At 71.2% G+C, this 10,471-nt stretch carries 12 protein-coding genes; 9 read left to right on the forward strand and 3 right to left on the reverse strand.

All coding sequences use genetic code 11. The features are described from left to right. Together AB0M30_RS46505 and AB0M30_RS46510 are read right to left on the reverse strand one after the other, a co-directional pair. The coding region (locus AB0M30_RS46505; RefSeq protein ID WP_364598845.1) for a hypothetical protein at positions 1 to 254 on the reverse strand (254 nt) is incomplete at its 3' end. An 82-nt stretch (positions 255 to 336) separates the two neighbouring features. Beyond that, positions 337 to 1,095 carry an MBL fold metallo-hydrolase gene (locus AB0M30_RS46510; protein WP_364598848.1) on the reverse strand — a complete coding sequence of 253 codons (759 nt, stop codon included), beginning with the start codon at positions 1,093 to 1,095 and terminating at the stop codon, positions 337 to 339. 94 nt (positions 1,096 to 1,189) lie between these two features. Here AB0M30_RS46510 and AB0M30_RS46515 point away from each other — a divergent pair, with 94 nt between their 5' ends. The 7 genes from AB0M30_RS46515 (at position 1,190) to AB0M30_RS46545 (ending at position 7,205) form a co-directional block, all read left to right on the forward strand. Then, positions 1,190 to 2,008, forward strand: a complete 819-nt coding sequence (locus AB0M30_RS46515) for an exodeoxyribonuclease III (RefSeq protein ID WP_364598851.1) — start codon at positions 1,190 to 1,192, stop codon at positions 2,006 to 2,008. 283 nt (positions 2,009 to 2,291) lie between these two features. Further along, entirely contained in the window at positions 2,292 to 2,645 is a 354-nt protein-coding gene (locus tag AB0M30_RS46520) for a hypothetical protein (protein ID WP_364598854.1), read from the forward strand. A 46-nt stretch (positions 2,646 to 2,691) separates the two neighbouring features. Then, complete coding sequence (trpS, locus tag AB0M30_RS46525; protein ID WP_364598857.1) at positions 2,692 to 3,726, forward strand: tryptophan--tRNA ligase; 1,035 nt, start codon at positions 2,692 to 2,694, stop codon at positions 3,724 to 3,726. Further along, positions 3,723 to 4,223, forward strand: coding sequence for an ATP-binding protein (locus tag AB0M30_RS46530; RefSeq protein WP_364598860.1), 501 nt, complete (start codon positions 3,723 to 3,725; stop codon positions 4,221 to 4,223). Before trpS ends, AB0M30_RS46530 begins: the two co-directional genes overlap by 4 nt. A 375-nt stretch (positions 4,224 to 4,598) precedes the next feature. Then, entirely contained in the window at positions 4,599 to 5,609 is a 1,011-nt protein-coding gene (yhjD, locus tag AB0M30_RS46535; RefSeq protein WP_364598862.1) for an inner membrane protein YhjD, read from the forward strand. 58 nt (positions 5,610 to 5,667) lie between these two features. Then, on the forward strand, positions 5,668 to 6,777 hold the full coding sequence (locus tag AB0M30_RS46540) for an acyl-CoA dehydrogenase family protein (protein ID WP_364598864.1): 1,110 nt from the start codon (positions 5,668 to 5,670) through the stop codon (positions 6,775 to 6,777). Next, entirely contained in the window at positions 6,774 to 7,205 is a 432-nt protein-coding gene (locus AB0M30_RS46545; protein ID WP_364598866.1) for a helix-turn-helix domain-containing protein, read from the forward strand. Before AB0M30_RS46540 ends, AB0M30_RS46545 begins: the two co-directional genes overlap by 4 nt. On the opposite strand, the gene AB0M30_RS46550 is transcribed toward AB0M30_RS46545, so the two are convergent. Then, on the reverse strand, positions 7,202 to 8,446 hold the full coding sequence (locus AB0M30_RS46550; RefSeq protein ID WP_364598869.1) for a D-alanyl-D-alanine carboxypeptidase family protein: 1,245 nt from the start codon (positions 8,444 to 8,446) through the stop codon (positions 7,202 to 7,204). The two genes, AB0M30_RS46545 and AB0M30_RS46550, sit on opposite strands and share 4 nt — an antisense overlap. Positions 8,447 to 8,489: 43 nt before the next feature. Here AB0M30_RS46550 and AB0M30_RS46555 point away from each other — a divergent pair, with 43 nt between their 5' ends. Together AB0M30_RS46555 and AB0M30_RS46560 are read left to right on the forward strand one after the other, a co-directional pair. Further along, entirely contained in the window at positions 8,490 to 8,729 is a 240-nt protein-coding gene (locus AB0M30_RS46555) for an SCO4848 family membrane protein (RefSeq protein ID WP_103340941.1), read from the forward strand. A 63-nt stretch (positions 8,730 to 8,792) separates the two neighbouring features. Further along, positions 8,793 to 10,190 (forward strand): S8 family serine peptidase, encoded by a 1,398-nt coding sequence (locus AB0M30_RS46560; RefSeq protein WP_364598872.1) that lies wholly within the window; start codon positions 8,793 to 8,795, stop codon positions 10,188 to 10,190. Positions 10,191 to 10,471 lie beyond the last annotated feature (281 nt).

Genomic DNA, 10,471 nt, shown 5'->3' on the forward strand with positions numbered 1-10,471 from the left:
TGGGCCTGCCCGGGTGAGCCGCCGGGAGCTTGGACGGGCGTGCGGTGGGCCTGCCCGGGTGAGCCGCCGGGAGCTTGGACGGGCGTGCGGTGGGCCTGCCCGGGTGAGCCGCCGGGAGCTTGGACGGGCGTGCGGTGGGCCGCTCGGAGGGCCTGCCGGGAGCCTGGATAGGCGCGCAGCGGGGCGTGCTCGGAGTGGCCATCGAGCGGCCGGTCCGTTCCCTGGGTGCGCTCGGGCTCGCGGTGGTCGAGCATCGCGCCGCTCCTGAGCGGTGCGAGCCTGCCATCGGAGCCGACCCGTCGGCGCCGGACCGGCCGCCACCGCCTCCAGCGGGCGTCAGAGCTCGATCACAGAGTCCTCGTCCGCCACGAGCACCTCGCCACCGAACTCGGCGCGGGCCTCCTCGGCTGCCGCGGGGCGGTCGGTGCCCGGCCAGAAGTGGGTGAGCAGGAGCCGGCGGGCGGCCGCCCTCTGGGCCCAGTGGCCCGCCTCGGCCGCCGTCATCAGGTAGCGGGGCTCTCCCTCCGGCGGTGGGGTGCGGAGGGTGGCGTCGCAGATGAACAGGTCGGCGTCGCGGCCGAGCTCGGCCAGCAGGGGCGACGGTCCCGTGTCGCCGGTGTACGCCACCGTCAGCCCGGGTGCCGTGAGGCGCACGCCGAAGTTCGGCTGGTGGTGCGGGAGCGGGTACGGCGTCATGCGGAACGGTCCGACGTCGGCCGGCTCGGCCAGATCGTGCACCTCGAACAGCGTCTCCGGGTGCGGCCGAGGCTCCATCGCCTCGAGCCGGCGGACCGTGCCGGGCGTGCAGTGCAGCGGCAGCCGTGCCGTGGGCGTGCCGGCCTGGACGGTGTAGTGCCACGCCCGCCCGAACGCGCTCACGTCCGCGCAGTGGTCGGGGTGCTCGTGCGTCACGACGACCGCGTCGGGCAACCCGTCGCGGCAGTGCGTGAACAGGCGCGGTGCGGCGCCGTACCCCAGGTCGAGGACCACGCGGAAACCGTTGTGCGCGAGCAGGAATCCGGCGCAGGCGCGGCCGGGCTCCGGCCACGCGCCGCAGCTCCCCAGCACCGTCAACCGGCTGCCTGCTTCGCCCATGCGCGGCAGTCTGGCAGAGCGAGCCCGGCTCCCCGCACCGGTTTTCGGGACCCGCTACGCCCGGCCCCGAGGCGCCGGCTCGCCGGTCGGTAGCGTGCACGGCGTGCTGACCGTCTCCACCGTGAACGTCAACGGCCTCCGCGCCGCCGCCAAAAAAGGCTTCGTCGAGTGGCTCGCCGCCACGAAGGCCGACGTCGTCGCCTGCCAGGAGGTGCGGGCCGAAGCCAGTCAGCTGCCCGCCGCCGTTGTCGACCCCGACGGGTGGTTCTCCGTGCACGCGCCTTCGGCCGCGAAGGGCCGCAACGGCGTCGCCATCTACAGCCGGGTCGAACCCGAAGAGGTCCGGATCGGCTTCGGGGAGCCCGAATTCGAGGACAGCGGGCGGTACCTCGAGGTGCACCTGCCGAACGTCGTCGTCGCGAGCCTCTACCTGCCCAGCGGGGACGTCGGCACCGAACGGCAGGACGAAAAGGAACGCTTCATGACCGCGTTCCTGCCCTACCTCGCCGAACTGCGGGCGAAGGCCGCTGCGGCGGGGCGGGAGGCCGTGGTCGTGGGGGACTGGAACATCGCCTACGACACCGTCGACCTCAAGAACTGGCGCGGCAACCGCAAGAACTCCGGCTTCCTGCCCGAAGAACGCGCCTGGCTCGGCCGCGTCTACACCGAGGCCGGCTACACCGACGTCCAGCGCCGGCTCGATCCCGAAGGACCCGGCCCGTACACCTGGTGGTCCTACCGCGGCCAGGCCTTCGACAACGACTCCGGCTGGCGCATCGACTGCCAGCTCGCGACGCCCGGCCTCGCCGAGAAGGTCGTCGACGTCGTGGTCGAACGGGCCGCCGCCTACGACCAGCGCTGGTCCGACCACGCGCCGGTCACCGCGACCTACGACATCGACTTTCCCCGCTAGCTCGCTCGAACGGGTGAAGGTTCTCGAACAGGACGGGTGACACCCGAAATGGCCACGCTCCGGCTCCGCTCTACTCCATGTAGTAGTCGTGCCACCCGAGTGAACGCCGGGGCTGCTCGGAGCGTCTTAGTAGATGAGGGCTACCCTCGCTTCCGAGTTGATCAGAACCGGCAGGTCTTGACACGCTCGGTAGTTTTCTGACCAGTAGCACGCAACGCCTCACTCGGATGGGTGAGCGTTACTCGCGGGAGGCACTCCGGTGCGCAACCCAGGTCGAACCCTGTTGCGGTCCACCCTGCGCGGTTTCCGCGTGGCCGTGGTGGTCGCGCTCGTCCCGGCCGGCCTGCTCCTGGCCGGCGGCGGCAGCGCGTTCGCCGACGTCACGACGACAGCGCAGGCCGACACCAACGCCGCGAGCTTCGGGGTGCTCGGCCCCGTCGGGGTGGTCGCCGTCGCGCTCGGCATCATCGGTATGACGCTGGGTGTGCTGCGCCAGCGCCGCAAGACGCGCCTGGCCGAAGCGGCCCCCGCCGTGCCGGAAGTTCCCGACCCGGTCACGGCGATGGCCGAAGCCGTCCTCGGCGAGCCCGACATGACGCCGACGCGGCCGTTCCTCACGCCGCGCCCGAACGCCTGAGGGCCCTCGGCGCCCGTCGCTCGTCCCGGCCTGGAAGAATCCTGACGTGTCCGAAGAGCAGACCGTCGCAGCAGAGCGCCGCCCGCGGGTCCTGTCCGGGATCCAGCCCACCGCCGACTCGTTCCACCTCGGCAACTACCTCGGTGCGCTGCGCCAGTGGGTGAAGCTGCAGGACACGCACGAGACGTTCTACAGCGTGGTCGACCTGCACGCGATCACCGTCGAGCAGGACCCGAAGGTGCTGCGGCAGCGCACCCGCGTCTCGGCCGCTCAGCTGCTCGCCATCGGCATCGACCCGCAGCGCAGCGCCCTGTTCGTGCAGAGCCACGTCCCGGAGCACGCCCAGCTGAGCTGGGTGCTGGAGTGCCAGACCGGCTTCGGCGAGGCCGGCCGGATGACGCAGTTCAAGGACAAGTCGGCGAAGCAGGGCTCCGACCGCTCCAGTGTCGGCCTGTTCACGTACCCGGTCCTGCAGGCGGCGGACATCCTGCTGTACCGGGCGGACGCCGTCCCGGTCGGTGAGGACCAGCGCCAGCACCTGGAGCTGACGCGCGACCTCGCGCAGCGCTTCAACAACCGGCTGGGCAAGACGTTCGTGGTGCCGGAGCCGTACATCATCAAGGACACGGCGAAGATCTACGACCTGCAGGAACCGACGGCCAAGATGAGCAAGTCGGCGTCGAACGTCAACGGGATCATCGAGCTGCTCGAAGACCCGAAGCGCTCGGCGAAGAAGATCCGCTCGGCGGTCACCGACACGGGCCGCGAGGTCAAGTTCGACGCCGAGAACAAGGCGGGCGTCTCGAACCTGCTGACGATCTACTCGGCCCTGACCGACCGCACGATCCCGGACCTCGAAGCGGCGTACGAGGGCAAGGGCTACGGCGACCTGAAGAAGGACCTCGGTGAGGTGTTCATCGAGTGGGTGACCCCGATCCAGGACCGCGCGAAGTCCTATTTGGACGATGTGGCGGAGCTGGACAAGGTCCTCGCCGCGGGCGCCGAACGTGCCCGCGAGGTGGCGTCGAAGACGCTCGCGAAGACCTACGAGCGAATCGGGTTCCTGCCACCGGTGCGGTGAAGCTCATCCTGCTCAACGGCCCGCCGGGCAGCGGCAAGTCGACGCTCGCCCGGCGCTACGCCGACAGCCACCCACCGGCACTGGCCCTGGACGTGGACCGCATCCGCGCCATGATCGGCGGTCGGCGTGCGTCCCCGGGCGAAGCCGGTCTGCTGGCGCGGGACATCGCGGTGGCGGCCGCGCGCACGCACCTCGGCGCGGGGCATGACGTGGTGGTGCCGCAGCTGGTGGTTCGCGCGGGCTTTCCCGAACGCCTCGAAGCGCTGGCGAGCGAATGCGGGGCGAGCTTCCACGAGGTGGTGTTGCTGCCGGGGCGCGAGGTGGTCCGGCGCCGCTTCGCTGCCCGCGGTTCGTCGGAGGTCGAAGTCGCGGCTCCGCTGACGGAACCGGAGCTGGATCAGGCTTACGAGGCGGTCGCCGCGTTCGCCGCAAGCCGCCGCACGCCGGTCATCACCGCGGCGGACGCCTACCCCGCCTTACTGGCTGCGCTCACCTGAGCCGGGGCCGCTCTGCCGGCGGTGCTGCTGACCTCCCTCACGTGAACCGGGCCGCGCTGCCGATGGTGCTGCTGCTGGTCACGATGATGCTGAGCGCTGCTGCTGTCCTTCGCCGACACAGCGTCGGCACCACGGTGAGTTGACCGGTGGCAGGGCGGGGCGGAGACCCGAAAACTCCCCGCCCTCCCTGGGGGCGTGCCCAAGTCCAGTCTATCGGCGCCCACCGACGAACCCGGTTTCCGTGGCCGGAAACGAGCGGCTCATCCCCAACCGGCCACCCCTGTGGACAGCCACCGGCGGCCCCGTCAAGAGGACACCTCCCCCAGGTGAACCGCTCGCGTTGCGGGGTTCACCAAGCGTGGTTAGCGTTTCACGGTGGCGAACGAAGAGAAGGAAAAGCTCCTGCCGCGGCTGCGGCGGAAGTACCCGTGGCTCGATCACCTCATCCGGGCCAACGACGCCTTCACCGAGCGGTACGGCAACCACTACGCCGCCGCCATCACCTACTTCAGTGTTCTTTCCGTCTTCCCGCTGTTCATGGTGGCCTTCGCCGTGGTCGGGCTGGTCGTCAACCACGATCAGACGATCATCACGAAGATCACCGACGGCATCAACAGCTCCGTGCCCGAAGGCCTCAAGGACCTCGTCAACGGCATCGTCAAGGGCGCGCTCGACTCCGGTGGCGGGATCGGGATCTTCGGTCTGCTCATCGCCCTCTACTCCGGCATCGGCTGGATGTCGAACCTGCGGGACGCGCTCACCGCCCAGTGGGGCCAGGAAAAGCAGCCGCAGCCGCTCGTCAAGCAGACGCTCAAAGACCTCGTCGCGCTGATCGGGCTCGGTGTCGCGCTCGTTGTCTCCTTCGCGCTGACCGCGGTCGGTGGCGGGGTCGGGCAGTTCCTGCTCGAACTCGTCGGGCTCGAACACGCGACCTGGGCGATCGTCCTGCTTCGCGGGGCCACCATCGTGCTCGGACTGGCCGCGAACACCCTCGTCTTCATCTGGGTCATCGCCCGGCTGCCCCGGGAGCAGGTCGCGCTGCGCAGTGCCGTCAAGGGCGCCGTGGTCGCCGCCGTCGGGTTCGTCATCCTGCAGCAGGTCGGGTCGCTCTACCTGGCCAGTGTCACGAAGTCGCCGTCGGCCGCGCTGTTCGGGCCCGTCATCGGTCTGCTCGTGTTCGCGAACCTCGTTTCGCGCTTCCTGCTGCTCATCACCGCGTGGACGGCCACCGCGAAGGAGAACGAACGCAAGGTCATCGCGCCGCCGCCGCCGGTGCGGCTCGAGCAGAGCGTCACCGTGCAGCGCGGGCCGGGGCTCGGCACCGTCGCGAGCGCCTTCGGTGCCGGCGCGCTGCTGGCGTGGCTGGGTGGCCGCCGCAAGTCTTGACAGCCGGCCGTCTGGTAAAGAAACTGAACCGGTAAGAAATCTGAACCGGAGGGGTTTCGTGCTGCTTGACGCCGCCCGCGAGTGTGCCGACCTCGCCAAGACCCTCGCGCCCGTCACCGAGCGGGAGCGGGCGTTGCCGCCCGAGCTGGTCGCCAAGCTGACCGGCGCCCAGCTGTTCCGCACCGGCGTCCCCGGCTACCTCGGCGGTCCCGAAGCCCCGCCGGCCGTCAGCCTCGAAACCGCCGAGACGGTCGCGCGCGGGGACGCCTCGGCCGGCTGGTGCGTCTCGATCGCCGTGACGAGCAGCCTGCTTTCGGCCTACGCCCCGCGGAAGTGCGCCGAGGAGGTCTTCGGAGACCCGCGCACGGTCGCCGCCGGCGTCTGGGCGCCGCGCGGTACCGGCAAGAAGGTCGACGGCGGGTACGTCGTCTCCGGCCGGTGGGCGTTCTGCAGCGGCATCCCGCACGCCGACTGGCTCTTCGCCGGGTTCGTGCACGAGAAAGCGCTCTACGTCGCCGCGTTGCCGAAGGCCGAGATCGAAGTGCTCGACACGTGGCACACCAACGGCCTGCGCGGGACCGGCAGCCACGACTGCGTCGCCGGCGAACTGTTCGTCCCGGAGCACCGCGTCTTCTCGGTGATGGCCGGCCCGCCCGCGGAAGCCGTTGCGCTGCACCGGTTTCCGCTCTTCGGCTTCTTCGCGCTGTCGGTCGCGGCCGCCGCGCTGGGCAACGCGCGCGGCGCGATCGACGACCTCGTCGAGCTCGCCTCGGCGCGCAAACCGCTCGGCTCCAGCCGGTCGCTGGCCGAGCGGTCGGCGACCCAGGCCGCCGTCGCCGAGGCCGAGGCGGCCCTGCGCGCCGCGCGGCTGCTGTTCTACAGCAGCGTCGACGACGCCTGGCAGGCCGCGCAGGGCACCGAACCGGTGCCGGACGCGCTCAAGCTGGGCCTCCGGCTGGCCGCGACGCACGTGACCCGCACGGCGGCGAAGGTCGCCGGAAGCATGTACGACCTCGGCGGCGGCGCGGCGATCTACGAGACTTCGCCGCTGCAGCGCCGGTTCCGCGACGCGCACACCGCGACCGCGCACTTCCAGGTCAACCCGGCCAGCTACGAACTTCCCGGCAAGCTCCTGCTGGGGGTCCCGGCCCGGACGGAACAGCTGTGATCGGCCACCGGTTCACGGCGGACTCCGTCAGCCGCGCGCTCGACCTGGTCGGCGAGCGGTGGAGCCTGCTCATCCTGCGCGAGACCTTCTTCGGCGTGCGCCGCTACGGCGAGTTCGCGCGCAACCTGGCCATCCCGCGCCCGACGTTGTCCGCGCGGCTGAAGACCCTCGTCGACGCCGGCGTGCTCGAGCGCGTCGACCCGGTGCCGGAGTACGTGCTGACCGCCGCCGGGCGGGACCTCTTCGGCGCCGTCGTCACGCTCATGCAGTGGGGCGACAAGCACCTCGCCGGACCGGAGGGACCGCCGATCCTCCTGCGGCACGACGACTGCGGCGAGATCGCCGGGACGTTCGTGGCCTGCGCGCACTGCGGCGGCGCGATCGCCACCGATCGGGTGACCCCGGAGCCGGGGCCCGGGTTCCGCTAGCTCGCGGCCTTCTTGCGCTGGTGCCCGACCACGAACCCGCCGAGGATGATCAGGAACACCACCAGCGTGAGGATCCAGCCGGTGACGCCGAACGGGTCTTCCTTCGCCGCCGGCGCGGCCGCCGACGTGCCGCCGTTGCCGGTGCCGCCGTCGGCGAGCACGGACGGATCGCCGTTCGACGGGGCCGCGGCGGGCGGCTGGTAGGTGATCTGGCCGACCGGCACGGCGCGGTCGTCCTCCAGCGCGAAGCCGTAGTCGAGCAGCTTCGCCGCCTGGTCGACCACCTTGGTCGGCTTCTGCTCCGCCCGCAGCATGACGACCGCGAGGCGCTTGCCCTTGCGCTGCGCCGCGCCGACGTAGGTGTGGCGCGCGTCGTCGGTGAAGCCGGTCTTGCCACCGAGGAAACCGGGGTAGACGCCGAGCAGCTTGTTGTCGTTGAAGATCGGGATGGCCGGCTTGCCGCCGGCCGGCGGGAACTCGAAGTTCTTCGTCCCGACGACCTTGGCGAACTCCGGCTGCTTCATCGCGTAGTTGAAGATCAGGCTGAGGTCGTAGGCCGAGGTCGACATGCCCGGCCCGTCCAGGCCCGACGGTGTCGCGGCGCGCGTGTCCAGCGCGCCGATCTTCGCGGCCAGCGCGTTCATCTTCGCCACCGCGGAGTCGGCCCCGCCGAGCGCCGTGGCGAACGCGTGCGCGACGTCGTTGCCCGAGTGCATCAGCAGGCCGTGCAGCAGCTGGTCGACGGTGTACTGGCCGCCGGCGACGAGGCCGACGCAGGTGCACTCCTGCTCCGCGTCCTCCTTCGTCGCGACGATCGTCTGCTGCGGGTCCAGCTGGGTGACGACGACCAGCGCGAGCAGCGTCTTGATCAGCGACGCGGGCCGCTGCCGCGCGTGCGGGTCCTTCGCCGCGACGACCGCGCCGGTGTCGAGGTCCTGCACCAGCCACGACGCCGCGGTGTTGCCGTCCGGCGGGTTGAGCGCGCCCTGCGGGGTGACCAGGCCGCACTCGGCCATCCGGTTGCCGCCGACCGGGACCGCGGGCACGGCCAGCGGCGCCGGGGCCGGCTTGCCCGGCGCGGGCTTCTCCGACGTGTCGACCGGCGGCGGCGGAGCCTGGCGGTTCGCGCACTGGCCCTGCTGCGCCGCGGCGGCGGCCAGCGCCGGGGTGCTCAAGGCCAGGAGGGCGGCGGCGAGCGTCGTCGTGAAGACCTTGAGCGACCGGGAGACAACAGAGTGCACCCACGCAATCTAGCGCCGCGGCCCGCGTCGCATACTCAGGGGCATGCGCATTTCACGCGGCACCTCGCTGTTCCTGCTGGCCTTCGGTGTGTGGTCGTGGATCATCTGGATCACCTTCGCCAAGAACCTGTGGGACAGCGACCGGGCCTGGACCCCCGACGGCTCGCCGACGGCGTACTTCGTGGTGCACGCCGTGCTGACGGTCGTGTCGTTCGTGCTCGGCACGATCATCGGCGTGCTCGGCTGGCGTGGCGTGCGCGCCACTTCGCGCGTCTCCTCCTGACTTTGGTCGGTGGCGCGGCCTCCGGGGCCGGTTTAGGTTGACGCCACAGACCCTGGAGGTGGAATGTCCCGTTTACGCCGAATGGCGGCCCCGCTCGTGCTGGCCGTCGGGGGCGGCCTGTTCGCGGCGGCCCCGGCCGCCGAGGCCGCGCCGGCCGCCTGCGACACGACGAGTACGCCGTACACCTACGTCGTGACGTACCAGCCGGGCACCCGTGCGTCGGCCGTCGACAAGGAGCTGGCGGCCAAGTGCGGGACGAAGGTCGCCTACTACGCCCCGATCGGCGTCGCGATCGCGAGCTCGCGCAACGCGGACTTCCAGCAGAAGATCGGCGTCTACCGGGCCTACTCGGGCGGCAAGGACGTGGCTTCCCAGGGCGCCGCCGCCTCGGCCCGCTCGCTGGGTGCGGTGCGGACGCTGGAGGACACGCGCTCCGTCGCCGCCGCGGGTGACCTGTCCGCGCAGCAGTGGGACATGAAGGCGATCCACGCGCCCGAAGCGAACAAGATCTACCAGGGCAGCCGCGCGGTGACGGTCGGCGTGCTCGACTCGGGCATCGAGGCGACGCACCCGGCACTGAAGGCGGCGGTCGACCCGGCCGCTTCGGCGGGCTGCATCACGGGGGCACCGGACCGGACACCGGCCTCGTGGGCGCCGACGACGTCGGACCACGGCACGCACGTGGCGGGCACGATCGCCGGCAAGGACAAGGCGGCGGGCTTCACGGGCATCGCGCCGGGCGTGCGGCTGGCCTCGGTGAAGGTCGTCAACGACGCCGGCTACATCTTCCCGGAGTCGGCGGTCTGCGGGTTCGTCTGGGCGGCCGAGCACGGGTTCGCGGTGACGAACAACAGCTACTACATCGACCCGGGCATGTTCTACTGCCCGAAGCAGCCGGGCGACGCGGCGGCGTTCGAAGCGGTCCGCCGCGCGGTGGAGTTCTCAACGCACCGAGGCGTCCTGAACGTGGCGGCGGCGGGCAACTCCGGTTTCGACACGACCAAGCAGACAACGGACCCCAACCGCCCCCACCCGGTCGATTCGACGTGCGGCATCCTCCCGAAGGCGATCGACGGCGTCGTGAAGGTGTCGGCGGTCGGCTACGCGGGCACGAAGTCGAGCTTCAGCAACTACGGCGAGATCGACGTGACGGCCCCGGGCGGCGACTTCGTCCAGATCCCACCGGACGGCGCGGGCCCGTCGTGCCCGCTGTCAACGGTGGTCGGAGGCCAGTACGGCTCGAAGTGCGGCACATCGATGGCATCCCCGCACGCGGCAGGCGTGGCGGCGCTGATCGCGTCGCGCTTCCGGGGCATCCCGCCACAGCTCCTGGCCCGCGTGCTGGAAGGCGAGGCGGACGCGGTGAAGTGCACGGCCACGGAAACGGAGTGCACGGGCCCGGCGAAGAACAATTCGTACTACGGCCACGGCCTGGTAGACGCCCTGGACGCGGTCCGCTGACCCCAATAAAGGAGCGGGGTGGTCATCCCGTCGCCTGAGGCCGTGAAATCACTTTGAGCCGGGCCCGCAACACAGAGCGCAGCGCGAGAAGACAGCGCAGGCTTGCGGGCCCGGCTCAAAGTGATAGGCCTCAATCAGGCGATGGGATGACCACCACGCGGCCCACCTCGGGAAGGTGAGACGGCCGCGGTTCTTGGTCATCCCGGAGCCTGCCCGTCCGGCGAGGACAGCTTTTGTCCTACGGCGTTTGCCTACTGCGGCGGTGCGGCAGGGGCGGGTTC

Source organism: Amycolatopsis sp. NPDC051716, from assembly GCF_040681595.1.
Taxonomy (GTDB): Bacteria; Actinomycetota; Actinomycetes; order Mycobacteriales; family Pseudonocardiaceae; genus Amycolatopsis.